Source organism: Pseudomonas sp. PICF6, from assembly GCF_009831705.1.
Classification (GTDB): Bacteria; Pseudomonadota; Gammaproteobacteria; order Pseudomonadales; family Pseudomonadaceae; genus Aquipseudomonas; species Aquipseudomonas rhizophila.
In genome coordinates, this window is record NZ_WUUD01000013.1 from 317,085 (window position 1) to 339,999 (window position 22,915).

The window sequence follows — 22,915 nt, forward strand, 5'->3', positions numbered from 1 at the left end:
GATAAGGCGTCGTCTCTCAAGGGTTCCGAAGATCCGATTTTGCAATGGGTGACCTTCAAGCTCGATAACGAAACCTACGGCATCAACGTGATGCGCGTTCAGGAAGTGCTGCGCTATACCGAGATCGCCCCGGTACCCGGTGCGCCAAGCTACGTGCTGGGCATCATCAACCTGCGCGGTAACGTGGTCACGGTGATCGACACTCGCCAGCGGTTTGGCCTGAACTCCACCGAGGTCAACGACAACACCCGTATCGTGATCATCGAGGCCGACAAGCAAGTGGTCGGCATCCTCGTCGACAGCGTCGCTGAAGTGGTTTACTTGCGTCAGTCGGAAATCGAAACCGCGCCTAACGTCGGTAACGAAGAGTCGGCCAAGTTCATCCAGGGCGTGTGCAACAAGAACAACGAGTTGCTGATCCTGGTCGAGCTGGAGAAGATGATGAGCGAAGAGGAATGGTCGGAACTGGAGAGTATCTGATTTGATTCTTGAGGTAGCAGTCATTGTCCTGTTCCTTTTCTGGGCAGGCACGCTGGCGATGTTTGTCGCGTACATACGCGGCCAGCGGCAGATCGCCGCTCAGCAGGCCCAGGGCGATGCGTTGCGTGATCAACGCATCCGCGACCTGGCCAAACGCGTCGACGATTACCAGAACGGCACCGTGCGCATGGGCGAAGCCCTGCACGAGCTACGCGCCGTGGTCGCTCCGTTGCCGGACAAACTGGCCCAGTTGGAGCAGCGCGATCCCTCCAGCCTGTCCTTCGCCCAGGCCGCTCGCCTGGTGGGCATGGGCGCCAGCGTCGACGAACTGACCCAAGCCTGCGGCCTGACCCAGGCCGAGGCGGAGTTGATGAGCAAGTTGCATAAGGGCGGCTGATAGTTTCAAGCGGCAAGCTGCAAGAAAGATCAAGAGATCGCAGCCTTTGGCAGCGCCTACAGGGTTCACATTCCCCTGTAGGCGTTGCTGAAGGCTGCGATTTTTTTTGGGGTGCGCTTTTGTGGCGAGGGGATTTATCCCCGCTGGATCGCGAAGCGGTCCTGAATCTGGGCGATCCGGCGAGTCAGAGAAAATGAGTCGCTTTTTTTGGGGTGGCTACGCAACCCAGCGGGGATAAATCCCCTCGCCACAGGAACAGCATCGCAGTGATCAATAATCGTCGCCGCGATCGGTCACATCCTTCTCGACACTTGGCGCGTTCGGGTCATAGCCCTGGGGGAATTTGCCTTTCAAGTTCCAGGCAAAGGCAATGATTTCGGCAATGGTGCGATACAACTCTTCCGGGATGCTGTCGCCCAGTTCCATCCGCGCCAACAGCTTCACCAATTCAGCGTTTTCATAGATCGGCACTTCGCTTTCGCGGGCGATCCGCAGGATTTCCTCGGCCAGGGCTTCGTCGCCCTTGGCGGTGAGGGTCGGGGCGTGGAGGCCGTCGTACTTGAGGGCGATGGCCTGGCGTGGTGCGGTGTCGGTTGTCATGCGGTTTCGTCCACCCAGCGTTGTTCCAGTCGCGTCTTGGGGCCTTGGGGCGGGGTGCCGAGGTGGCAATCCAGGTCGCCAACGTTCAGGCCGCAGGTCACCAGGCGTTCACGCAGCGCGGTCAGATTGTTTTCGATCAGGTTGGCGGTATACGGCCGCTCTGCCCATAGCTGGCTCGACAGGCTGCCGCTGAGCAACTGGGCCTGAATCTGCAGCGGCCCCAGTGGCTCCATGTCGAACGCCAGCTCGACCCGCCAGAGCTGCTGTTTCGGCTCGCGTTCTTCACGGCGTTCCGGTGACTCCTCCCGGGGCGGGGTTTCCTCGCGCTGGAACTTGACCTGCAGCGGCACGATGTCCTGCAGGTTGCGCATGGGGATTTCCAACTGCCAGGTGCTCATCAATCGACCGTCGTCGGTCAGGCCCGTCTGTTCCAGGCTCGACAATTGATGGCTTTGCAGGCGCGACACGGCGGCGGCGGCCAGGCGCAACAAATGTTCCAGGTCGCCTTCATCGTCCTGGCCTTTCAACAGGCGCGAAGGCAGGGGGAAACTGGTGGGTTGCGGCTTGACGCTGACCTGGCCGAGGGTGCCGAGGGCGTTACGCACGAAGCTGGGTAGCGCCTGGGCCAAGGTGTTGGCGGCGATGATGGCGGCGAGGTTGGTTGAGGCGGGCAGGGCCGGGGTCAGTTGGGCGATCAGTTTCAGCAGATCGCCCTTCATGTCTGGCGCCAGGCTCGGTACTTGCCCGGCCAGCAGTTTGCTTTCCAGGAACGCGCCGCTGGCGGCCATGGCCTGGGCCAGGCCCTTGGGTGTGCTCAGTTGCTGGATGTCGGGCAGGCCCGCCAACAGGCGTGTCACCGCAGCGCGCAACTCGGCGCCAGTGTCGTCGCTGGCCGGAAGCTTTTGCAGCGCGGTGTTTTGCAGCGCGGTGACCAGGCTGTCCAACGAGCCCTGGCGGCTCATCTGCGTGACCAGTTGCTGGCTCACCGCCAGTTGTTCCTGGCGGTTGCTCAAGGGGACAAATTTCAAGGTTTGGGCGTCTTGTACCTGAGCGCTCAATAGCGTGCCGATGCGCAGCGGTTGCGGGCTGTCGATGTCCAGGGTACTTCCGGCCTGGGCGGTGTTGAGCAGGCTCACCAGCGACCGGTACACCGCGGGTTGCCCCGGCAACTGCGGCAACGCCTGGCTGGTCAGTACCTTGCCTTGCAGCAGCGTGCCGACCGGCATCTGTGCCGTGTCGATACGGGTCAGGGTGGCGACGCTCGAGGCGATGGCCTGCTGCACGGTAATCGCCAGGTTGCTGGCGGACGGCTGAGTCACGGCCAGGCTGGTGCCTTGGGGCAATGGCTGGGTGCTGGTGGCTTGCACGGTGGTTTGGCGACCGCTCTCCAGGGTGACCTTGAGCAACAGCTGGAAGGTCTGTTCCGCCTGCTTGAGCGACAACACCTCGGCCTTGGCGGTCTGGCCCGCACCGATCAGGCCTTCGACCGGCGTCAGCAATTTGAGCAGCTCGCCCGTGACCGCCGGCATACGGGTTGTTGCCGAGGCCTGAGGCAACGGCGGGATGTTCATGTCGCCTGTCATCTGCGGTCTTACCTTGGGAAACTAATTGAGCACGCCCCCTGGGGCATGACATGTATAATGCCGCCGGTCTTTCAGGGAGTGGCGAAAACCTTGCAATTGTTTGACGCAGCTCTGTGGAACCGGCCGCCAAAGCATCTATGCTGCACCTCTTTAACGGCCGCTGCATTGCCGACTTGAACCGTATAAGGCCCGCTATCCCTTGACCAGTCCTCTCCTGCAAACCGTTGGCCTCGCCTGTGAGCGAGATTTGCGGCTGCTTTTCGAGAATCTCCAATTGAGACTCTCGCCTGGCGATATGGTGCAGATCAGCGGTCCCAACGGCAGTGGCAAGACCAGCCTGTTGCGCCTGTTGGCCGGGTTGATGCAGCCGACTGCCGGCCAAGTGCTGCTCAATGGCCAGCCGTTGCACAGCCAGCGCAGCGAACTGGCCCGCAATCTGCTCTGGATCGGCCATGCCGCTGGCATCAAGGATTTGCTGACGCCTGAAGAAAACCTCAGTTGGCTCTGCGCGCTGCATCGACCGGCCGGGCGCGAGGCGATCTGGCAGGCGCTGGCGACGGTGGGCCTGCGCGGCTTCGAAGACGTGCCGTGCCACACCCTGTCCGCCGGCCAGCAGCGCCGCGTGGCCCTGGCCCGGTTATATCTCGACAGCCCGCCGCTGTGGATTCTCGACGAGCCGTTCACCGCCCTGGACAAGCAGGGCGTGGCGCAGCTCGAGGAGCACCTGGCCGGGCACTGCGAGCGTGGCGGCATGGTGCTGTTGACCACTCACCACACATTGGCGCGGATGCCATCCGGTTATCGCAACATCGATCTTGGGAACTGGGCTGTATGAGTGTGTTTGGCCTGCTGCTTGCCCGCGAGGCGCGCCTGTTGTTCCGCCGTCCGGCCGAACTGGCCAATCCGCTGGTGTTCTTCGCGATTGTCATCGCACTGTTCCCGCTGGCGGTCGGTCCCGGGACTCAATTGTTGCAAACCTTGTCGCCGGGGCTGGTCTGGGTGGCGGCCCTTTTATCGGTCCTGCTCTCGCTGGACGGGCTTTTCCGCAGTGATTTCGAGGACGGATCCCTGGAACAGTGGGTCCTTTCGTCGCACCCCCTGGCCCTTCTGGTTTTGGCCAAGGTACTGGCACACTGGGTTTTTTCCGGCCTGGCACTGGTGCTGCTCTCGCCGCTGCTGGCAATGATGCTGGGCTTGCCCGCTGCCTGCATGCCGGTATTGTTGGTATCGCTGTTGCTGGGCACGCCGGTGTTGAGCCTACTCGGCGCAGTCGGCGCGGCGTTGACGGTGGGGTTGAAGCGCGGCGGCCTGTTGTTGGCGCTGCTGATCCTGCCGCTGTATATCCCGGTGTTGATCCTCGGCAGTGGCGCCTTGCAAGCCGCGCTGCAAGGCATGCCGGCAACCGGTTATCTGCTGTGGCTTGGGAGCCTGACCGCCCTGGCGATAACCCTGACACCCTTTGCAATAGCCGCTGGCCTGAAAATCAGCGTCGGCGAATAATAATGAGGCCTGGTCAAGAACTGACCACTTCTTTTGAAGTAAAGGCAGACCTGGCGACTCGTAATGACGAGTCGCAACCGTGATGGAAACAGCAATGAACTGGACCTGGTTTCATAAGCTCGGCTCACCCAAGTGGTTCTACGGCATCAGCGGCAAACTGCTGCCCTGGTTGAGCATCGCCGCACTGCTGTTGATCGGCATCGGCGTGGTCTGGGGCCTGGCCTTCGCACCGCCGGACTACCAGCAGGGCAACAGCTTTCGCATCATCTACATTCACGTTCCCACGGCGCTGTTGGCCCAGTCCATCTACGTGATGCTGGCGGTGTGTGGCGTGGTCGGGCTGGTGTGGAAGATGAAACTGGCGGACGTGGCCCTGCAATGCGCCGCGCCCATCGGTGCCTGGATGACCGCCGTAGCGCTGGTCACCGGGGCGATCTGGGGCAAGCCGACCTGGGGCTCATGGTGGGTCTGGGATGCCCGACTGACGTCGATGCTGATCCTGCTGTTTTTGTACTTCGGTCTTATTGCGCTGGGCAACGCCATCAGCAATCGTGACAGCGCCGCCAAGGCCTGCGCGGTACTGGCGATTGTCGGCGTGATCAACATCCCGATCATCAAGTACTCGGTGGACTGGTGGAACACCCTGCACCAGGGCGCGACCTTCACCCTCACCGAAAAACCGGCGATGCCTGTGCAAATGTGGCTGCCGCTGTTGCTCACCGTGCTGGGTTTCTACTGTTTCTTCGGCGCGGTGCTGCTGCTGCGCATGCGCCTGGAAGTGCTCAAGCGCGAGTCCCGGGCCAGTTGGGTGAAGGCCGAAGTACAGAACAGCCTGGAGGCCGCTCGATGAGTTTTGCATCATTCGGCGATTTTCTCGCCATGGGCCATCACGGCCTGTATGTCTGGTCCGCCTATGGCATCTGCCTGGCGGTGCTGGCCCTCAACGTGGCGGCGCCGATCCTGGCCCGCAAGCGGTATCTGCAACAAGAGGCGCGTCGTCTGCGCCGGGAGAATGGTCAGTGAATCCGCTGCGCAAAAAACGTCTTGTCATCATTCTTGCCATCCTGGTGGGGGTCGGCGCCGCAGTCGGCCTGGCCCTGAGCGCCTTGCAACAGAACATCAACCTGTTTTACACCCCGACCCAGATTGCCAACGGCGAAGCACCCAAGGACACGCGCATTCGTGCCGGCGGCATGGTGGAGGAGGGGTCCCTGGAGCGTTCCGGGGACTCGCTGGACGTGAAATTCAACGTCACTGATTTCAACAAGACCGTGACCATCACCTATCGTGGCATCCTGCCGGACCTGTTTCGCGAAGGGCAGGGCATCGTCGCCCTGGGTAAGCTCAATGCCGAAGGCGTGGTGGTGGCCGATGAAGTCCTGGCCAAGCACGACGAAAAATACATGCCGCCGGAAGTGACCAAGGCTTTGAAAGACAGCGGCCAGTCGGCGCCCGCTCCCGTGAAGGAGGGTTGATCGATGACCGGTCTGTTTATTCCCGAGCTGGGTCACCTGGCGATGATCCTGGCCTTGTGTTTCTCCATCGTTCAGGCGGTGGTGCCTTTACTCGGTGCCTGGCGTGGCGATCGTTTGTGGATGAGCCTGGCCCAGCCGGCGGCTTGGGGGCAGTTCGCCTTCATGTTGTTCGCCTTTGGTTGCCTGACCTACGCGTTCATGGCTGATGATTTCTCCGTGGCCTACGTTGCCGGTAACTCCAACAGTGCCTTGCCTTGGTACTACAAGTTCAGCGCGGTGTGGGGCGCCCATGAAGGGTCTCTGTTGCTCTGGGCGTTGATCCTCGCCGGCTGGACCTTCGCGGTCTCGGTGTTCTCCCGGCAGTTGCCCCAGGTAATGCTGGCCCGGGTGCTGGCGGTGATGGGGATGATCAGCATCGGTTTCCTGTTATTCCTGATCGTTACCTCCAATCCGTTCGAGCGCATCCTGCCCCAGGTGCCGATGGACGGTCGCGACCTCAACCCGTTGCTGCAGGACATCGGCCTGATCGTTCACCCGCCGATGCTCTACATGGGCTACGTTGGATTCTCCGTGGCCTTCGCCTTCGCCATTGCCGCGTTGCTGGGCGGTCGTCTCGATGCCGCCTGGGCGCGCTGGTCGCGTCCCTGGACCATTGTCGCCTGGGCCTTCCTGGGCATTGGCATCACCCTGGGTTCGTGGTGGGCCTACTACGAACTGGGCTGGGGTGGCTGGTGGTTCTGGGACCCGGTGGAAAACGCCTCCTTCATGCCCTGGCTGGTGGGCACCGCGCTGATCCACTCCCTGGCCGTCACCGAAAAACGTGGCGTGTTCAAGAGCTGGACCGTGCTGCTGGCCATCGCCGCATTCTCCCTGAGTCTGCTGGGAACCTTCCTGGTGCGGTCCGGCGTACTGACTTCGGTGCATGCCTTTGCCTCTGACCCTGAGCGTGGCGTGTTCATCCTGATGTTCCTGCTGTTCGTGGTCGGCGGCTCGCTGACGCTGTTCGCTGTGCGCGCGCCGGTGGTGAAAAGCCAGGTCGGCTTCAACCTCTGGTCCCGGGAAACCCTGCTGCTGGGCAACAACCTGGTACTGGTGGTTGCCGCGTCGATGATCCTGCTGGGCACGTTGTACCCGTTGGTGCTCGACGCGCTGACCGGCGCCAAGCTGTCGGTCGGCCCGCCGTACTTCAATGCCTTGTTCATTCCGCTGATGGCGATCCTGATGGTGGTGATGGCTGTCGGCATGCTGGTGCGCTGGAAAGACACACCGGTCAAATGGCTGATGGGCATGCTGACGCCCGTGCTGCTGGGCACTGCTGCCCTGGCCGTCATCGCCGGGATCGCGTATGGCGATTTCAACTGGGCGGTGCTGGCGACCTTCGTGCTGGCGGCCTGGGTATTGCTGGCCGGGGTCAGGGATATCTTCGACAAGACCCGCCACAAGGGCTTGATCAAGGGCCTGCCAACCCTGACCCGCAGCTACTGGGGCATGCAGCTCGCCCACCTGGGTATCGCGGTCTGCGCCTTGGGCGTGGTGCTGTCCAGCCAGAACAGCGCCGAGCGCGACCTGCGCCTGGCGCCCGGAGAGTCCATGGATCTGGGTGGCTATCAGTTTGTCTTCGAGGGTGCCAAACATTACGAAGGCCCGAACTTCACTTCCGACAAAGGCACCGTGCGGGTGCTCCGCGACGGCCAGGAAGTGACCGTGCTGCATCCGGAAAAGCGCCTCTACACCGTGCAGAATTCGGTGATGACCGAAGCCGGGATCGATGCCGGTTTCACCCGCGACCTCTATGTAGCGTTGGGTGAGTCCCTGGGCGATGGCGCGTGGGCTGTGCGGGTCCACGTCAAGCCGTTCGTGCGCTGGATCTGGTTCGGCGGCTTGCTGACCGGCCTGGGTGGCGTGCTGGCGGCCTTGGATCGTCGTTATCGGGTCAAGGTAAAAACCCGGGTGCGTGAAACCCTGGGCATGACGGGAGCCCCTGCATGAAACGTTGGTTGATGCTGTTGCCGCTGGCGCTGTTTTTGTTGATGGCGGTGTTTTTGTACCGGGGGCTCTACCTGAACCCGGCCGAATTGCCCTCGGCGATGATCGGCAAGCCGTTCCCTGAGTTTTCCCTGCCGTCTGTGCAGGGCGACAAGACACTGACGCGGGCGGACCTGCTGGGTAAACCGGCACTGGTCAATGTCTGGGGCACCTGGTGCATTTCCTGCCGGGTTGAACATCCGGTATTGAACAAACTGGCCCAGAACGGCGTGGTGATCTACGGCGTCAATTACAAGGACGTCAACGCCGATGCTTTGAAGTGGCTGGCCGAATTCCATAACCCGTATCAACTGGATATCCGCGATGAAGAGGGCTCCCTGGGCCTGAACCTGGGCGTCTACGGGGCGCCGGAAACCTTCTTCATCGACGCCAAGGGTGTCATCCGCGACAAGTTCGTCGGCGTGATCGACGAACAGGTCTGGCGCGAGAAGCTGGCCGCCAAGTATCAGGCGCTGGTCGACGAGGCCAAGCCATGAAGCGCTGGTTAGCAGCCCTCATCCTCGGGGTGAGCCTGGCTGGCGTGGCCCACGCCGCCATCGATACCTATGAATTCGCCAACGAGGGCGAGCGCGAGCGGTTTCGTGAATTGACCAAGGAGCTGCGCTGCCCCAAGTGTCAGAACCAGGACATCGCCGATTCCAACGCACCGATTGCCGCCGACCTGCGCAAGGAAATTTTCCGCATGCTCGGCGAAGGCAAGGACAACCAGCAGATCATCGATTTCATGGTGGACCGCTATGGGGAGTTCGTGCGCTACAACCCGGCCTTGACCTCCAAGACCGCGCTGCTCTGGTTTGGCCCCGCCGGGCTGTTGTTCGGTGGTTTCGTTGTCATCGCGGTGATTGTGCGCCGCCGCCGGGTCCAGCGCACGGCTGCCCCGGACACGCTTTCTGTCGAAGAGCGCCAGCGCCTCGACCAACTGTTGGATAAAACCAAGCATGATTGATTTCTGGCTCGCCGCAGGTCTGCTTCTCCTGGTTGCCCTGAGTTTTCTGTTGATCCCTGTATTGCGCGGTCGCCGCGCCCAGCGCGAAGAGGACCGCACCGCGCTCAACGTGGCGCTGTACCAGGAGCGCGTCGCCGAGTTGCAGGCCGAGCAGGAAGAGGGCGTGCTGAACGCCGCGCAACTGGACACCGGCCGCGCCGAAGCCGCGCGTGAACTGCTCGCCGACACCGAAGGCGCCGATGCGCCGCGCGAGTCTCGCTTGGGGAAACCGTTGCCGTTACTCGCCGCCGTGCTGGTGCCGGTGTTGGGCCTGGGGCTGTATCTGCATTTCGGCGCCAGCGACAAGGTCGAGCTGACCCGTGAGTTCGCCCAGGCACCGCAGTCGATGGAAGAAATGACCCTGCGCCTGGAGCGCGCGGTGGCCGCGCAACCGGATAACGCCGAGGGCTTGTATTTCCTCGGTCGCACCTACATGGCCCAGGACCGACCGGCGGATGCGGCGAAGATCTTCGAGCGCACCGTGGTGGTGGCCGGCCGGCAACCCGAGCTGCTCGGGCAATGGGCTCAGGCGCAGTATTTCGCCGATGGCAAGAAATGGTCGGACAAGGTCCAGGCCCTGACCGACGAAGCGCTCAAGCTCGATCCCAAGGAAGTCACCAGCCTGGGCCTGCTGGGAATCGCCGCGTTCGAAGGCGAGCGCTATCAGCAAGCCATTGATTATTGGGGCCGCCTGCTCGCGCAACTGCCGGAAGGCGACAAGTCCCGTGAGGCGCTGCAGGGCGGTATCAACCGCGCCACCGAGAAGCTTGAGGCCAGCGGCGGCAAGGTCGCCCAAGCGCCAGTGAGCAAGGCTGCGGCATTGCTCAAGGTGCGCGTCGAGCTGGCGCCAGCGCTCAAGGCCAAGGTGCAGCCGGGCGACAGCGTGTTCATCTTTGCCCGCGCCGCTTCCGGCCCGCCGGCGCCGCTGGCGGCCAAGCGCCTGACCGTCGCTGATCTGCCTGTTACCGTGGAACTGGGCGACGCGGACGCCATGATGCCGCAACTGAAACTGTCGAACTTCCCTGAAGTCCAACTGGTGGCGCGCATTTCCCGGGCCGGTCAACCGACCGCCGGTGAATGGATCGGCCGCAGCAAGCCTCTGGCGAGCAGCACCACGGCGCAGCAACAACTGACTATCGACAGCCCGGATAAATAACAGGAATTCGCACCATGACCGCCATCGCTCGTATCACCCTGCTCACGCTCGTCCTGGGCCTGAGTGCTTGTGCGGTCCAGCGTCCGCCGCAGCCGTCGGCGCCGCTGCCTCCCATCCCGTCTTCAGGCCCGGCCACCAAGCCGGGGCCGTCGACCGCCCCAAGCAAGCCCGTCACGCCGAACACACCGGCCAAGCCGTTGCCTCGTACTTCCGCCAGCTTCGCCCCACCACCCGGCGGCAATAGCCACTGGGACGCCAAACTTGGGGTCTATGTGCTGGACAACCACACCAACACCTTCTATCGCCAGCGCACCTATTACCGCTGGAGCAACGGCTGGAGCCGCTCCATCAGCCCGAACGGGCCGTGGGAAGAAACCACCATCGAAGGCGTTCCGGCGGGGTTGGGGCGTCAATTCCACTAAGAGAGACCAGCCTGTGGCGAACCGGCTCGCCCCGGCTGGGCTCGACAGCTGCTACGCAGTTTGGCCGGTGATGAGTTCAAGGTTCGACCTGTCATGCCCGGCGTCGTAGAATGCGCGCCTTTGCGAGCCTTCACCGGCCAACCGCGTATTTATCGGAGCACCTGACCATGACGACTACCCCGACCGGCGACTACCTGGAAACCCTCTACGAAGGCTACGGCCAGCGTTTTCGGATGGACAAGCTGCTGCACGAAGTGCGCACCGAGCACCAGCACCTGGTGATTTTCGAGAACCCGCGCATGGGCCGGGTGATGGCGCTGGATGGCGTGATCCAGACCACCGAAGCCGATGAATTCATCTACCACGAAATGCTGACCCACGTACCGATCCTCGCCCACGGCGCGGCCAAACGCGTGTTGATCATCGGCGGTGGCGACGGCGGCATGTTGCGTGAAGTGACCAAGCACCTGGGCGTTGAGCACATCACCATGGTGGAAATCGACGGCACGGTGGTGGACATGTGCAAGGCGTTCCTGCCCAACCACTCCAAGGGCGCCTACGACGACCCGCGCCTGAACCTGGTGATCGACGACGGCATGCGTTTCGTCTCCACCACCCAGGAGAAGTTCGACGTCATCATCTCCGACTCCACCGACCCGATCGGCCCGGGTGAAGTGCTGTTTTCGGAAAACTTCTACCAGGCCTGTCATCGCTGCCTGAACGAAGGCGGCATTCTGGTGACCCAGAACGGCACACCGTTCATGCAACTGGGCGAAGTACAAACCACTGCCGGGCGTCTGCGTGGCCTGTTTGCCGACTGGCATTTCTACCAGGCCGCCGTGCCGACCTACATTGGTGGCGCCATGACTTTCGCCTGGGGCTCGACGGATACTGCCTATCGCAAGCTGACCCGCGAGACCCTGCGTGAGCGCTTCATTGGCAGCGGCATTGTTACCCGCTACTACAACCCTGAAGTTCACATCGGCGCGTTCGCCATGCCGCAGTACGTCTTGCGGGCGATCAACAAGCCAAGCAACGACTGATCAGGACTCCCAAGCTGTGGCGGGGGTTATATCCCCTGACCACAGAGAGGTTCGACACAGACTCATCGGGCAATCCGGAGTTTTTTGTGTTTGCTAATAGTTATTGAACAAAATTTTCACAGGACCTTGCGGACAATCCCGGCGCCTGTTGCCGTCGGTGAATGAATTGCGATGCTCAGCCATTCATTCAACGCTCGCGCACTCGCGCAGACCCAGGGACCCGGGTGATGGTCGGCATAGGACGCGCCGTTGTTCTATTCGCCCTCAACCCCATTAGGTCCTTACACGACATGGCAATCCCGGACGCCCTGAGTCAGCAACGCACCACGCATCGCCTGCTGCAACCGACCGTCAAATCTCACCTGGCCTACACGTTGCTCTGTGCCTTGGTCATGATGATCATGTTCAGCCTGTTGCGCGTTGCGCTACTGGTCTACAACCGCGAAATGATCCTCGACACCCCGGCCTCGACCTTCGTCGAGGCGTTCGTCAACGGTCTGCGTTTTGACCTGCGTCTGGTGGTCTATCTGTGTATTCCGCTGCTGCTGGCCTTGTTCAGCGCGCGGGCCATGGCGGCTCGTGGTTTTTTTCGTTTCTGGCTGACCGTGACCGCCAGCATCGCGCTGTTCCTCGGTCTGATGGAGATGGACTTCTACCGCGAGTTTCACCAGCGTCTCAACGGCCTGGTCTTCCAGTATGTGCAGGAAGACCCGAAAACCGTGATGAGCATGCTCTGGTATGGGTTCCCGGTGGTGCGCTACCTGTTGGCGTGGGCCGTGGGCACGCTGATCCTCACGATGGCGTTCAAGGGCGCCGACCGCGCGACTCGACCGCGCGGGCCGTTCAGTGGCGGCACCATTGGCACACGCCAGGTGGCTCCGTGGTACGGGCGTGTCGCGGTGTTCATGGTCTGCTTGGTCGTGGCCGTGGGCGCCGCCCGGGGTACCTTGCGCCAGGGGCCGCCGCTGCGCTGGGGTGACGTCTACACCACCGATTCGAACTTTGCCAACCAGTTGGGCCTTAATGGCACGTTGTCACTGGTGGCCGCGGCCAAGAGCCGGATGTCCGAACACCGCGACAACATCTGGAAAGCCACCCTCGAGCAACCGCTGGCCCAGCAGACGGTGCGGGACATGCTGGTGATGCCCGACGACAAACTGGTCGATGCAGACACCGCCGCCGTACGTCGCGACTACACGCCACCGGCCGACAAGACTTTGCCGATCAAGAACGTGGTAGTGATTCTCATGGAAAGCATGGCGGGGCACTCGGTAGGTGCCTTGGGCGCGCCGGGCAATATCACGCCTTATCTGGACAAACTGTCCAAGGAAGGTCTGCTGTTTGACCGCTTCTTCTCCAATGGCACCCACACCCATCAGGGCATGTTCGCCACCATGGCCTGCTTCCCGAACCTGCCGGGCTTCGAGTACCTGATGCAGACACCTGAAGGCAGCCACAAGTTTTCGGGGCTGCCGCAACTGCTCAGTGCCCGCAACTACGACGACGTGTATGTCTACAACGGTGATTTCGCCTGGGACAACCAGTCGGGTTTCTTCAGCGGCCAAGGTATGACCACGTTCATCGGGCGCAATGATTATGTGAACCCGGTGTTCTCCGACCCCACCTGGGGCGTGTCCGACCAGGATATGTTCGACCGCAGCCTGATCGAACTCAAGGCACGGGAAAACGGCAAACCGTTCTATGCGTTGCTGCAGACCCTGTCCAACCACACGCCGTATGCGCTGCCGACACCGTTGCCGGTGGAACCGGTCACTGACCGTGGCAGCCTGAATGCGCACCTGACTGCCATGCGTTATTCCGATTGGGCCTTGGGTCAGTTCTTCGAAAAGGCCCGCAAGGAGCCTTATTTCAAGGAGACGCTGTTTGTCATCGTCGGAGACCACGGCTTTGGTAACGAGCGCCAGATTACCGAAATGGACTTGGGCCGTTTCAACGTACCGATGCTGTTGATCGGCCCGGGTATCCAGGAAAAGTTCGGCCAGCGCAACCACACCGTGGGCACGCAGGTCGATATCGTCCCGACCATCATGGGCCGGATCGGCGGGCAAGTGCGTAACCAGTGCTGGGGCCGCGATCTGTTGAACCTGCCGCCAGGCGACAGCGGATTTGGCGTGATCAAACCGTCGGGCAGTGATCAGACCACGGCGATAATCCGCGACGACAAGATTCTGGTACTGCCAAGGGAAAAGGAAATGGCGCCGAAGCTGTACCGCTACCAACTGGGTGCCCAGCCACGCGCGGATGTCATCTCCGACGCGCCGCAGGCTCTCGAAATGAAACTCAAGCTGGAGGCGTTTCTGCAAACCGCCACCAAGAGCCTGCTGGATAACACCGCCGGCGTGACACAAGGTGTTCCGGACTGAGAAGTTCCGCCCATAAAAAAGAGGCCTTAACGGGCCTCTTTTTTTGTCACTTAGTGGTTCATATCTTGCCCAGTAATAGCAGGATCAACAGCACTACCAGTACGACACCGATGATTCCGGACGGACCGTAACCCCAACTTCTAGAGTGCGGGAAGACCGGCAGGCCACCGATCAGCAGGAGGATCAGGATAATGATGAGTATTGTGCCCATTGTTGATTTCCTTATTGGTCAGTTCTGGAGTGATGCAACTTTCAACTACCAGCACGCATGCGTTAAATCCGGGCGGCTTAATAAGTACGACCGTAACGTCCTGTAAAAAATTCAAAGTCTTTTTGAGGCGTGAAAGAACCCGTCTTCGGGAGCAAAGCGGGCTCGCGCTGCAAACGACACCATCTTCCAGAACTGCGTCGCGCCGATCGCGAGCAAGCTTTGCTCCCACAGGCGGTTCCACTGGGTTGTTCCCCTCAAAACCTATTAAGGTTTGCCCTCGCCATTCAGCACTCTGATGGAGCGTGGGTGCGGCGGGGTCCTTCGCTACACTCGGCGCATCTCTCCCGGAACAACAAGGCTGTTTCCTATGCAAAATCGCATGATGATTACCGGTGCCGGTTCTGGCCTGGGTCGCGAAATCGCGCTGCGCTGGGCCCGCGAAGGCTGGCGCCTGGCCTTGTCGGATGTCAGTGAGCCGGGCCTTCAGGAAACCCTCAGGTTGGTGCGTGACGCTGGCGGCGACGGTTTTGTCCAGCGCTGCGACGTGCGCGACTACAGCCAACTGACGGCGTTTGCCCAGGCCTGCGAAGAGAAGCTCGGTGGCATCGACATCATCGTCAACAATGCCGGTGTGGCCTCGGGTGGGTTCTTCAGTGAACTGTCCCTGGAGGATTGGGACTGGCAGATCGCGATTAACCTGATGGGCGTGGTCAAGGGTTGCAAGGCGTTCTTGCCGTTGCTGGAAAAAAGCCACGGCAAGATCATCAACATCGCCTCCATGGCCGCCCTGATGCAAGGCCCGGCCATGAGCAACTACAACGTGGCCAAGGCTGGTGTGGTGGCGCTGTCGGAAAGCCTGTTGATCGAGCTGGCACAGCAGGAAATCGGTGTGCATGTGGTGTGCCCGTCGTTTTTCCAGACCAACCTGCTGGACTCCTTCCGCGGCCCGACGCCGGCAATGAAAGCCCAGGTTGGCAAGCTGCTGGAAAGCTCGCCGATCAGCGCTGCCGAGATTGCCGATTACATCTATGAACAGGTCGCCCAGGGCCAGTTCATGATCCTGCCCCACGAGCAAGGGCGCATGGCCTGGGCCATCAAGCAGAAGAATCCGCAATTGCTGTACGACGAAATGACCGTCATGGCCGACAAGATGCGCGCCAAGGCTCGACAGAACCCGAGTTGACCTGAGTGTCCGGCGTCCTCAGGATGGCCGCATTCGGCCCTCCTGATGGACGCTCACATGCTCAACTATTTTTGGTTCTTTCTCGCCGCGCTGTTTGAAATCGCCGGCTGTTACGCGTTCTGGATGTGGCTACGCCAGGGCAAGAGCGCCTGGTGGATTGTGCCGGCCCTGTTGAGTCTTACGCTGTTCGCCCTGTTGCTGACCCGCATCGAAGCGACCTACGCCGGTCGTGCCTACGCCGCTTATGGCGGTATCTATATCATCGCCTCGATCGGCTGGCTGGCCGTGGTGGAGCGAGCGCGGCCGCTGACTTCCGACTGGGTGGGGGTGGCGCTCTGCGTGTTGGGGGCGAGTGTGATTCTGTTCGGTCCGCGGGTTTCCGCCTCTTGAATAAGTCCGCTATCCGACAGGGTTTTGCAGGACGTTTCCTTCAGTTGCCAGAGTGTTGCTTGTAGGGCGTTACTGAATTCTTGAGGGTCTCTTGAGAACCTCAGGCGGGGCGGGCATGGTCAAGGTCCAGATATTCTTAAGGACAAGAACCATGCTCGTACTTAGCCGCGCTGTGGGTGAACTGATTTCCATCGGTGATGATATTTCCGTCCGAGTGCTCTCGGTCAACGGCACCACTGTTCGTTTTGGCGTGGAAGCGCCACGGCACATCGACGTTCATCGCTCCGAGATATACGAAAAGATTCAGAAAAAAAGGGCCCTGGCCAATCGCAAGGTCTGCTCAGTCGAATAGATGCTTGGGCACGTCGTGCTTGAGCATCAACTGGCACTGTTCGCTTTCCGGGTCGAAGACGATCATCGCCTGGCCTTTGGTCAAGGCCTGCCGGACCCGCAATACGCGGGTCTCCAGCGGCGTGTCATCGCCATTGTCGGTGCCGTCGCGGGTCACGAAATCTTCGATCAGGCGAGTGAGCGTGTCGACTTCGAGTTGGTCGTAAGGGATCAGCATGGGGTACCTCGGCTAGACAATGTCGCGATGCTACGACCAAAGGGCTTTTGCGGCTAGCCTGGCTTGGGGCTTGCGGTGTCTGTTGCGGCGCTATCGCGAGCAGGCTCGCTCCCACAGTGTGCCTGCGTCGGGCACGAACTTTATGCTCAACGAAGGTCTCCTTGTGGGAGCGAGCCTGCTCGCGATGGCGTCATGACGGGCACTGAGATTCTGGAACTGTGCTCAGTTATCCGACCGCTGCCCAATCAAACTATCCACCGACGGCACCCGGGTATCGCTTTCCATCTGCGCATCGTGTTCGAGTTGATGGCTGAAGCGGTCCAGCGAACCCTGGGCCGGTTGGGCGTCGCTGGCGAATACCGGTGGGCTGAGGATGTAGGCGCCCAGCAGACGGCTCAGGGCGGCCAGGCTGTCGATGTGGGTGCGTTCGTAGCCATGGGTGGCGTCGCAGCCGAAGGCCAGCAGGGCGGTGCGGATATCGTGGCCGGCGGTGACGGCGGAATGGGCATCGCTGAAGTAATAACGGAACAGGTCGCGGCGCGCCGGCAGTTCGTTTTCCCTGGCCAGCTTCAGCAAGTGCCGTGACAGGTGATAGTCGTAAGGGCCCCCGGAATCCTGCATCGCCACGCTCACTGCGTGTTCGCTCGAGTGCTGGCCCGGTGCGACCGGCGCGATGTCGATGCCGACGAACTCGCTGACATCCCAAGGCAGCGCAGCCGCCGCGCCGCTGCCGGTTTCTTCGGTAATCGTGAACAGCGGGTGGCAGTCGATCAGCAGTTCTTCGCCACTGTCGACAATCGCCTTGAGCGCCGCCAGCAGCGCCGCGACCCCGGCTTTATCGTCCAGGTGCCGAGCACTGATATGGCCACTCTCGGTGAACTCCGGCAAAGGATCGAACGCCACATAGTCGCCAATGCCCACCCCCAGTGTTTCGCAATCGGCGCGGGTGGTGCAGTAGGCGTCCAGGCGCAGTTCGATGTGATCCCAACTGATGGGCATTTCGTCCACGGCGGTGTTGAATGCATGCCCGGACGCCATCAGCGGCAGTACGCTGCCTCGGATCACCCCCGTGTCCGTAAACAGGCTGACGCGACTGCCCTCGGCAAAGCGGCTGGACCAGCAACCCACCGGAGCCAGGGTCAGGCGCCCGTTGTCCTTGATGGCGCGCACCGAGGCGCCGATGGTGTCCAGGTGAGCCGACACGGCCCGATCGGGGCTGCTCTTGCGGCCCTTGAGGGTGGCGCGGATCGTGCCGCGCCGGGTCATTTCAAACTCGATACCCAACTCTTCGAGCCGCTCGGCGACGTAGCGCACGATGGTGTCGGTGAAGCCGGTGGGGCTGGGAATGGCGAGCATTTCCAGCAGGACTTTTTGCAGGTACTCGAGATCCGGTTCGGGAATTTTGCTGATCATGGAAACTCCTGATGAGTTGAGCGCATCGATGGTTTCGATGAGGAAGGGAATGTGTCTGACCTATGAAAGGTTGGTGTCCTTCAAGCCGCCATCGCGAACAGGTTCGCTCCCACAAGGTTTCTGCGGCGGTGCATACCACCGGGTGGGAGCGAGCCTGCTCGCGATGAGGCCCGCCCAGGCACTACACCTCTATTGGGCCACCGCCTGACTATGGGGAAACAGTAAATCCACAAAGCGTTCGGCAGTGGGTTGCGGTTCGTGGTTGGCCAGGCCGGCGCGTTCGTTGGCTTCAATGAACACGTATTCGGGCTGATCGGCCGCTGGCACTAACAGGTCGAGGCCAACCATGGGAATATCCAAGGCCCGCGCGGCGCGTATCGCAGCTTCAGTCAGGGTCGGATGGAGGATGCCCGTGACATCTTCCAGCACCCCGCCCGTATGAAGGTTCGCCGTACGCCGTACGAACAGGTGTTTGCCGGCGGGCAGCACACTGTCGTAGCCATAGCCTGCCGCGCTCAATGTGCGTTGGGTCTCGGCGTCCATGGGAATCTTGCTTTCACCCCCCGTGGCCGCCTGTCGGCGGCGGCTTTGGGCTTCGATCAGCGCGCCGATGGTGTGCCGACCGTCGCCGATCACCTCCGCTGGCCGCCGGATCGCGGCCGCCACCACTTCAAAGCCAATCACCAGTACGCGCAGGTCCAGGCCCTCGTGGAAGCTCTCCAGCAGCACCCGGCTGTCAAACTGGCGGGCCGTTTCAATCGCGCTCTGCACCTCTTCAATCGTGCGTAGATCCACCGCGACACCCTGGCCCTGTTCACCGTCCAGTGGCTTGACCACTACCCGTTCATGCTCATCGAGAAAGGCCAGGTTGTCATCGGCGTTGCCAGCCAACTGTTGGGCCGGCAAGTCCAAGCCGGCGTTTTTCAGCACCTTGTGGGTCAGGCTTTTGTTCTGGCACAGGGTCATGCTGATAGCGCTGGTCAGGTCGCTGAGGGATTCACGGCACCTGATCCGGCGGCTGCCGTGGACCAGGGTAAACAATCCACCTTCGGCGTCGTCCACCTGGACTTCGATGCCCCGGCGGTGAGCCTCTTCGACAATGATGCGCGCATAAGGATTGAACTGCGCCTCGGGGCCCGGCCCCAGGAACAACGGCTGATTGATGCAGTTCTTGCGTTTGATGGCGAACGTCGAAAGATTGCGGAAGCCGAGCTTGGCGTAGAGACTTTTCGCCAGGCGATTGTCGTGCAGCACCGAAAGGTCCAGGTAACTCAGGCCCCGGCTCATGAAGTGCTCGATGAGGTGGCGCACCAGGACCTCCCCGACACCGGGCCGCGAGCACTGCGGATCCACGGCCAGGCACCAGAGGCTGCTGCCGTTTTCCGGGTCGTTGAAGGCTTTCTGGTGATTCAGGCCCATGACGCTGCCGATCACCGCGCCGGTGTCATCATCTTCGGCCAGCCAGTAGACCGGCCCGCCCTCATGGCGCGGCGTGAGTCGTTGCGGATCGATGGGCAACATGCCCCGGGCCTGATACAGCAGGTTGATCGCCTGCCAGTCGGCGTCGCTCTGGGCCCGGCGAATCCGGAAACCGCGAAATACCCGGGTGGCCTGGCGATAGTCGCTGAACCACAGGCGCAAGGTGTCGGATGGATCGAGAAACAGCTGCGCCGGTTCCAGCCCGAGTATTTGCTGGGGGGCGGCGACGTACAAGGCAATGTCGCGCTCACCCGATTGCTCATTGAGCAACTCTTGGGCCAGGCTTGCCGGGTCTGGGAAGGTGTGGCCGATCAGCAATCGGCCCCAGCCGCAGTGCACCGCGATCGGGTCGGCGCCCAGTTCGCTGCCGTCTTCGGCCAGTCGCGCCTGCAGGCGTTCGTAGGAGGGCGCCTGGCCCCGCAGCAGGCGTTGATTGTGGGGTTTCATCGATCAGATTCCTTGCTCGCTGAGCCACAAGTTCAGCGCCGCCAATTGCCACAGCCTTGAGCCACGCAACGGGGTGAGCTGGCCGTTGGGGTCGGTCAGCAGTCGATCAAGCATCGCCGGGTTGAACAGGCCGCGATCCTGGCTCGGATCCAGCAGCAGTTCGCGGACCCAGGCCAAAGTGTTGCCTTCCAGATGCTTGAGACCGGGTACAGGGAAATAGCCTTTTTTACGGTCGATGACCTCGCCAGGGATCACTCGTCGAGCGGCTTCCTTCAGGACCTGTTTGCCGCCGTCGGGCAGCTTGAATTTCGCCGGGACCCGTGCCGAGAGTTCCACCAGTCGGTAATCCAGGAATGGCGTGCGCGCTTCTAGGCCCCAGGCCATGGTCATGTTGTCGACGCGCTTGACCGGGTCGTCCACCAACATCACCGTGCTGTCCAGACGCAGGGCCTTGTCCACCGCTGCGTCGGCGCCCGGTTGGGCGAAGTGTTCCTTGACGAAATCACCGGCCGCGTCATTGGCCGTCAGCCATTTGGGCTGCACGGTAGCGGCATATTCTTCGTAGCTGCGATCAAAGAATGCGGCGCGATAGGCCGCGTATGGGTCACTGGCGCCGTCCACTTGTGGATACCAGTGGTAACCGGCGAACAGTTCATCGGCGCCCTGGCCGCTTTGCACCACTTTGCAATGCTTGGACACTTCCCGCGACAGCAGGTAGAAGGCGATGCAGTCGTGACTGACCATCGGCTCGCTCATGGCGCGAAACGCCGCCGGCAGTTGCTCGATGATTTCTTTTTCGTCGATGCGTAACTGGTGGTGATGAGTGCCGTAGTGCTTGGCGATCAGGTCCGAATACTGGAACTCGTCACCGCGCTCGCCACCGGCATCCTGGAAGCCGATGGAGAATGTGGAAAGGTTTTCCACACCGACCTCCCGCAGCAGGCCCACCAGCATGCTGGAGTCCACGCCGCCGGAAAGCAGCACGCCGACATCCACGGCGGCACGCTGACGAATGGCGACCGCTTCACGGGTGCTGTCGAGCACGCGGTCGATCCAGTCTTGCAGATTCAGGTGCTGTTCGTCGGCCCGGGGACCGTAGGGCAGGGTCCACCAGGTTTTCTGCTCGGTGGTGCCGTCGGCTTCGACCCGCATCCAGGTAGCAGGCGGCAGCTTTTCAACGCCGGCCAGCAGGGTGCGAGGCGCCGGGACCACGGCATGAAAATTCAGGTAATGGTTCAGCGCCACCGGGTCGAGCATCGGACTGATGTCGCCGCCCTTGAGCAGCGCCGGCAACGCCGAGGCAAAGCGCAGGCGCTGGCCGGTGCGCGACAGGTACAGCGGTTTGACACCGAGGCGGTCGCGGGCGATGAACAGCCGCTTGGCGTCGCGTTCCCAGATGGCGAAGGCGAACATGCCGTTGAGCTTGGGCAACAGTGCTTCGCCCCAGGCGTGGTAGCCCTTGAGCAGCACTTCGGTGTCGCCACCGGAATAGAAGGCGTAGCCCAGGCCTTCCAGCTCGGCGCGCAATTCAGGGTAGTTGTAGATCGCGCCGTTGAAGGCCAGGGACAGGCCCAGTTGATTGTCGATCATCGGCTGGGCCGAACCGTCGGACAAGTCCATGATTTTCAGGCGCCGATGGCCCAGGGCAATGGGGCCCTGACTGTGGAAACCCCACGCGTCTGGGCCGCGAGGAGCCAGGTGATGGGTGATTCGCTCTACGGCCGCAAGGTCCGCAGGTTGTTGATCGAAACGTAACTCTCCAGCTAATCCGCACATAAGTCCTTACCGGTTTTTCCGTTGGGGAGGGTCAAACACCATACGCCAAAATGGCGGGTACTTTGAAACTGACCGGTGGGATTGGTGTGAGTTTTAGATCAATGCGTTATAAGCAGCTGAAGTAGGGACGCTCGGGCGACTGAAAAACCACGGCAAAACATCAGCCTGTGGGAGCGAGCCTGCTCGCGATCGCGGTGTGCCAGTCACTTGGATGCCAGATGATCTGGCGCAATCGCGAGCAGGCTCGCTCCCACAGGTTTTTGTGGCATACCGGCAATCTGCATTAGGCCTTGCCCCGAACCAGCGCCCGCAACGCAAACCGGTTCGGATGACAGGCCTCGGCCACGCTTCGGGGCAGGGGCAAAGGTTCGTTGTCCAGCCAGGCGGCAATCAACTCGCCCGACAATGGCGCGGTGATCAGGCCCCGGGAGCCGTGGCCGCTGTTGATGTACAAGCCATCGAGCCAGGGGCATGGGCAGTCCGGCACTTGGCGGGCGTCCTTGCTCAGCGCCGAGTATGCCTGGGTGAAGGCCTGACTCTCGGCCAACGGGCCGACAATCGGCAGATAGTCCGGACTGGTGCAACGGAACGCCGCGCGGCCCTGGAGGTGTGCCGGGTCCAGGGTGCTGGCGTCCAGGCGTTCCACCAGATCAGCGGAGATTTGCTCCAGCATCTGCAGGTTGCCGGCGTGCTCGGCGGCGGTAGGGGTCAGGTCGTCGTTCTTGAAATCGAAACTGGCCCCCAGGGTGTGCTCGCCCAACCGTGCCGGAGCCACGTAGCCTTCGGCGCAGACCACCGTGCGCAGCGCCTGGCTGTGGGCGGTTTGCGACAGACGGGTGATCTGCCCGCGAATGCGCTTGAGGGGCAAGTCGGCGGCCGCATCGAAGCGTTTGATCTCGGCGGCGCTGGCGAGGATCACTACCGGCGCGCTGGCCAGGCAACGTTCACCATCCCAGGCCTGCCATTGGCCGTCGATGCGGCGCAACTCGAGGACTTCATGGTGGGCTTGTACCTCAATCTTGGGGGCGGATGCCTGCCAGCGGCACAGCGCGGGCGGATGTACCCAACCGCCTTGCGGGTAAAACAGACCGCCACAGGCCAGGCCGATACCGGACCGCGCCTCGGCCTGGGGTTGATCCAGGACATGCAGCAAATCCTCGGCAAAGGCCTCGGACAATTGCGCCTGGCGCTCGGCTTCCTTGGCGCTGAAGGCCAGTTGCAAGACACCGCAGCCGTCCCAGTCCACACCTCGCTGCAGATGTTCGAGCAGGCGCCGGGTGTAACCGAAACCGCTGAGGATCATCTGCGACAGCGCCGTACCATGGGCCGAAAGCTTGAGATACAACACGCCCTGCGGGTTGCCGGACGCTTCTTCGG

25 protein-coding genes are annotated in these 22,915 nt (G+C 61.8%); 17 read left to right on the forward strand and 8 right to left on the reverse strand.

The genetic code is table 11. From position 1 onward, the window contains the following. Positions 1–36 precede the first annotated feature (36 nt). A complete protein-coding gene (locus GSM73_RS06490) occupies positions 37–480 on the forward strand; it encodes a chemotaxis protein CheW (RefSeq protein ID WP_160892023.1) in 444 nt (147 codons plus the stop codon). Between the two features lies 1 nt (position 481). Next, positions 482–877, forward strand: a complete 396-nt coding sequence (locus tag GSM73_RS06495) for a DUF2802 domain-containing protein (RefSeq protein WP_047226268.1) — start codon at positions 482–484, stop codon at positions 875–877. 270 nt (positions 878–1,147) lie between these two features. Here GSM73_RS06495 and GSM73_RS06500 read toward each other — a convergent pair whose 3' ends face one another. Both GSM73_RS06500 and GSM73_RS06505 read right to left on the reverse strand, forming a co-directional pair. Continuing rightward, complete coding sequence (locus tag GSM73_RS06500) at positions 1,148–1,477, reverse strand: EscU/YscU/HrcU family type III secretion system export apparatus switch protein (protein WP_047226269.1); 330 nt, start codon at positions 1,475–1,477, stop codon at positions 1,148–1,150. Then, entirely contained in the window at positions 1,474–3,060 is a 1,587-nt protein-coding gene (locus GSM73_RS06505) for a flagellar hook-length control protein FliK (protein WP_047226270.1), read from the reverse strand. Before GSM73_RS06505 ends, GSM73_RS06500 begins: the two co-directional genes overlap by 4 nt. 199 nt (positions 3,061–3,259) lie before the next feature. On the opposite strand from GSM73_RS06505, the gene ccmA reads away from it, so the two are divergent. The 12 genes from ccmA to GSM73_RS06565 all read left to right on the forward strand — a co-directional run bounded on the left by ccmA (position 3,260) and on the right by GSM73_RS06565 (position 14,071). Next, positions 3,260–3,895 carry a cytochrome c biogenesis heme-transporting ATPase CcmA gene (gene ccmA / locus GSM73_RS06510; RefSeq protein WP_047226271.1) on the forward strand — a complete coding sequence of 212 codons (636 nt, stop codon included), beginning with the start codon at positions 3,260–3,262 and terminating at the stop codon, positions 3,893–3,895. Next, positions 3,892–4,560, forward strand: coding sequence for a heme exporter protein CcmB (gene ccmB, locus GSM73_RS06515; RefSeq protein ID WP_047226272.1), 669 nt, complete (start codon positions 3,892–3,894; stop codon positions 4,558–4,560). The genes ccmA and ccmB overlap by 4 nt, the downstream gene beginning before the upstream one ends. A 94-nt stretch (positions 4,561–4,654) precedes the next feature. Further along, complete coding sequence (locus GSM73_RS06520) at positions 4,655–5,410, forward strand: heme ABC transporter permease (RefSeq protein WP_047226273.1); 756 nt, start codon at positions 4,655–4,657, stop codon at positions 5,408–5,410. Further along, entirely contained in the window at positions 5,407–5,583 is a 177-nt protein-coding gene (gene ccmD, locus GSM73_RS06525) for a heme exporter protein CcmD (protein ID WP_007939192.1), read from the forward strand. Before GSM73_RS06520 ends, ccmD begins: the two co-directional genes overlap by 4 nt. Then, positions 5,580–6,035, forward strand: coding sequence for a cytochrome c maturation protein CcmE (gene ccmE / locus GSM73_RS06530; RefSeq protein WP_076385818.1), 456 nt, complete (start codon positions 5,580–5,582; stop codon positions 6,033–6,035). The genes ccmD and ccmE overlap by 4 nt, the downstream gene beginning before the upstream one ends. A gap of 3 nt (positions 6,036–6,038) precedes the next feature. Continuing rightward, positions 6,039–8,024, forward strand: coding sequence for a heme lyase CcmF/NrfE family subunit (locus tag GSM73_RS06535; RefSeq protein ID WP_047226275.1), 1,986 nt, complete (start codon positions 6,039–6,041; stop codon positions 8,022–8,024). Continuing rightward, a complete protein-coding gene (locus GSM73_RS06540; protein WP_047226276.1) occupies positions 8,021–8,557 on the forward strand; it encodes a DsbE family thiol:disulfide interchange protein in 537 nt (178 codons plus the stop codon). The genes GSM73_RS06535 and GSM73_RS06540 overlap by 4 nt, the downstream gene beginning before the upstream one ends. Further along, positions 8,554–9,027: a cytochrome c-type biogenesis protein gene (locus GSM73_RS06545; RefSeq protein ID WP_047226277.1), complete on the forward strand. Its 474-nt coding sequence runs from the start codon at positions 8,554–8,556 to the stop codon at positions 9,025–9,027. Before GSM73_RS06540 ends, GSM73_RS06545 begins: the two co-directional genes overlap by 4 nt. Further along, positions 9,020–10,222: a c-type cytochrome biogenesis protein CcmI gene (ccmI, locus tag GSM73_RS06550; RefSeq protein ID WP_047226278.1), complete on the forward strand. Its 1,203-nt coding sequence runs from the start codon at positions 9,020–9,022 to the stop codon at positions 10,220–10,222. The genes GSM73_RS06545 and ccmI overlap by 8 nt, the downstream gene beginning before the upstream one ends. Before the next feature lie 14 nt (positions 10,223–10,236). Beyond that, positions 10,237–10,644: a lipoprotein gene (locus GSM73_RS06555; protein ID WP_047226279.1), complete on the forward strand. Its 408-nt coding sequence runs from the start codon at positions 10,237–10,239 to the stop codon at positions 10,642–10,644. 167 nt (positions 10,645–10,811) lie between these two features. Next, positions 10,812–11,687: a polyamine aminopropyltransferase gene (gene speE / locus GSM73_RS06560; protein ID WP_047226280.1), complete on the forward strand. Its 876-nt coding sequence runs from the start codon at positions 10,812–10,814 to the stop codon at positions 11,685–11,687. A gap of 290 nt (positions 11,688–11,977) precedes the next feature. Beyond that, positions 11,978–14,071: an LTA synthase family protein gene (locus tag GSM73_RS06565; RefSeq protein ID WP_047226281.1), complete on the forward strand. Its 2,094-nt coding sequence runs from the start codon at positions 11,978–11,980 to the stop codon at positions 14,069–14,071. 58 nt (positions 14,072–14,129) lie between these two features. Here the strand turns inward: GSM73_RS06565 and GSM73_RS06570 are convergent, their stop codons facing one another. Then, positions 14,130–14,282 carry a DUF3309 family protein gene (locus GSM73_RS06570; protein ID WP_018606531.1) on the reverse strand — a complete coding sequence of 51 codons (153 nt, stop codon included), beginning with the start codon at positions 14,280–14,282 and terminating at the stop codon, positions 14,130–14,132. A 367-nt stretch (positions 14,283–14,649) separates the two neighbouring features. On the opposite strand from GSM73_RS06570, the gene GSM73_RS06575 reads away from it, so the two are divergent. From GSM73_RS06575 to csrA, 3 genes are all read left to right on the forward strand, one after another. Beyond that, positions 14,650–15,465, forward strand: a complete 816-nt coding sequence (locus GSM73_RS06575) for an SDR family oxidoreductase (protein ID WP_047226282.1) — start codon at positions 14,650–14,652, stop codon at positions 15,463–15,465. Positions 15,466–15,522: 57 nt separating this feature from the next. After that, positions 15,523–15,855 (forward strand): YnfA family protein, encoded by a 333-nt coding sequence (locus GSM73_RS06580; protein ID WP_076385806.1) that lies wholly within the window; start codon positions 15,523–15,525, stop codon positions 15,853–15,855. Between the two features lie 151 nt (positions 15,856–16,006). Further along, positions 16,007–16,207: a carbon storage regulator CsrA gene (csrA, locus tag GSM73_RS06585; protein WP_076385804.1), complete on the forward strand. Its 201-nt coding sequence runs from the start codon at positions 16,007–16,009 to the stop codon at positions 16,205–16,207. Here the strand turns inward: csrA and GSM73_RS06590 are convergent. The 5 genes from GSM73_RS06590 to mnmC all read right to left on the reverse strand — a co-directional run. Further along, on the reverse strand, positions 16,196–16,423 hold the full coding sequence (locus GSM73_RS06590; protein ID WP_047226285.1) for a YheU family protein: 228 nt from the start codon (positions 16,421–16,423) through the stop codon (positions 16,196–16,198). The two genes, csrA and GSM73_RS06590, sit on opposite strands and share 12 nt — an antisense overlap. Before the next feature lie 222 nt (positions 16,424–16,645). Then, positions 16,646–17,836 carry an osmoprotectant NAGGN system M42 family peptidase gene (locus GSM73_RS06595; protein WP_047226286.1) on the reverse strand — a complete coding sequence of 397 codons (1,191 nt, stop codon included), beginning with the start codon at positions 17,834–17,836 and terminating at the stop codon, positions 16,646–16,648. 189 nt (positions 17,837–18,025) lie between these two features. Beyond that, a complete protein-coding gene (ngg, locus tag GSM73_RS06600) occupies positions 18,026–19,762 on the reverse strand; it encodes an N-acetylglutaminylglutamine synthetase (protein WP_160891918.1) in 1,737 nt (578 codons plus the stop codon). 3 nt (positions 19,763–19,765) lie between these two features. Continuing rightward, positions 19,766–21,538, reverse strand: a complete 1,773-nt coding sequence (locus tag GSM73_RS06605; RefSeq protein ID WP_047226288.1) for an N-acetylglutaminylglutamine amidotransferase — start codon at positions 21,536–21,538, stop codon at positions 19,766–19,768. A 283-nt stretch (positions 21,539–21,821) separates the two neighbouring features. After that, the coding region (mnmC, locus tag GSM73_RS27040; RefSeq protein WP_256676747.1) for a bifunctional tRNA (5-methylaminomethyl-2-thiouridine)(34)-methyltransferase MnmD/FAD-dependent 5-carboxymethylaminomethyl-2-thiouridine(34) oxidoreductase MnmC at positions 21,822–22,915 on the reverse strand (1,094 nt) is incomplete at its 5' end.

Excerpts from the sequence above, each read along its gene's own strand:
- GSM73_RS06595 (WP_047226286.1), bottom strand. The coding sequence starts at position 17,836 with ATGATCAGCAAAATTCCCGAACCGGATCTCGAGTACCTGCAAAAAGTC.
- GSM73_RS06545 (WP_047226277.1), top strand. The coding sequence starts at position 8,554 with ATGAAGCGCTGGTTAGCAGCCCTCATCCTCGGGGTGAGCCTGGCTGGC.
- ccmD (WP_007939192.1), top strand. The coding sequence starts at position 5,407 with ATGAGTTTTGCATCATTCGGCGATTTTCTCGCCATGGGCCATCACGGC.
- GSM73_RS06580 (WP_076385806.1), top strand. The coding sequence starts at position 15,523 with ATGCTCAACTATTTTTGGTTCTTTCTCGCCGCGCTGTTTGAAATCGCC.
- GSM73_RS06590 (WP_047226285.1), bottom strand. The coding sequence starts at position 16,423 with ATGCTGATCCCTTACGACCAACTCGAAGTCGACACGCTCACTCGCCTG.
- GSM73_RS06605 (WP_047226288.1), bottom strand. The coding sequence starts at position 21,538 with ATGTGCGGATTAGCTGGAGAGTTACGTTTCGATCAACAACCTGCGGAC.
- GSM73_RS06575 (WP_047226282.1), top strand. The coding sequence starts at position 14,650 with ATGCAAAATCGCATGATGATTACCGGTGCCGGTTCTGGCCTGGGTCGC.
- GSM73_RS06570 (WP_018606531.1), bottom strand. The coding sequence starts at position 14,282 with ATGGGCACAATACTCATCATTATCCTGATCCTCCTGCTGATCGGTGGC.
- ccmB (WP_047226272.1), top strand. The coding sequence starts at position 3,892 with ATGAGTGTGTTTGGCCTGCTGCTTGCCCGCGAGGCGCGCCTGTTGTTC.
- GSM73_RS06535 (WP_047226275.1), top strand. The coding sequence starts at position 6,039 with ATGACCGGTCTGTTTATTCCCGAGCTGGGTCACCTGGCGATGATCCTG.
- GSM73_RS06505 (WP_047226270.1), bottom strand. The coding sequence starts at position 3,060 with ATGACAGGCGACATGAACATCCCGCCGTTGCCTCAGGCCTCGGCAACA.
- speE (WP_047226280.1), top strand. The coding sequence starts at position 10,812 with ATGACGACTACCCCGACCGGCGACTACCTGGAAACCCTCTACGAAGGC.
- GSM73_RS06520 (WP_047226273.1), top strand. The coding sequence starts at position 4,655 with ATGAACTGGACCTGGTTTCATAAGCTCGGCTCACCCAAGTGGTTCTAC.
- csrA (WP_076385804.1), top strand. The coding sequence starts at position 16,007 with ATGCTCGTACTTAGCCGCGCTGTGGGTGAACTGATTTCCATCGGTGAT.
- GSM73_RS06540 (WP_047226276.1), top strand. The coding sequence starts at position 8,021 with ATGAAACGTTGGTTGATGCTGTTGCCGCTGGCGCTGTTTTTGTTGATG.
- GSM73_RS06555 (WP_047226279.1), top strand. The coding sequence starts at position 10,237 with ATGACCGCCATCGCTCGTATCACCCTGCTCACGCTCGTCCTGGGCCTG.
- GSM73_RS06565 (WP_047226281.1), top strand. The coding sequence starts at position 11,978 with ATGGCAATCCCGGACGCCCTGAGTCAGCAACGCACCACGCATCGCCTG.
- ngg (WP_160891918.1), bottom strand. The coding sequence starts at position 19,762 with ATGAAACCCCACAATCAACGCCTGCTGCGGGGCCAGGCGCCCTCCTAC.
- GSM73_RS06500 (WP_047226269.1), bottom strand. The coding sequence starts at position 1,477 with ATGACAACCGACACCGCACCACGCCAGGCCATCGCCCTCAAGTACGAC.
- ccmI (WP_047226278.1), top strand. The coding sequence starts at position 9,020 with ATGATTGATTTCTGGCTCGCCGCAGGTCTGCTTCTCCTGGTTGCCCTG.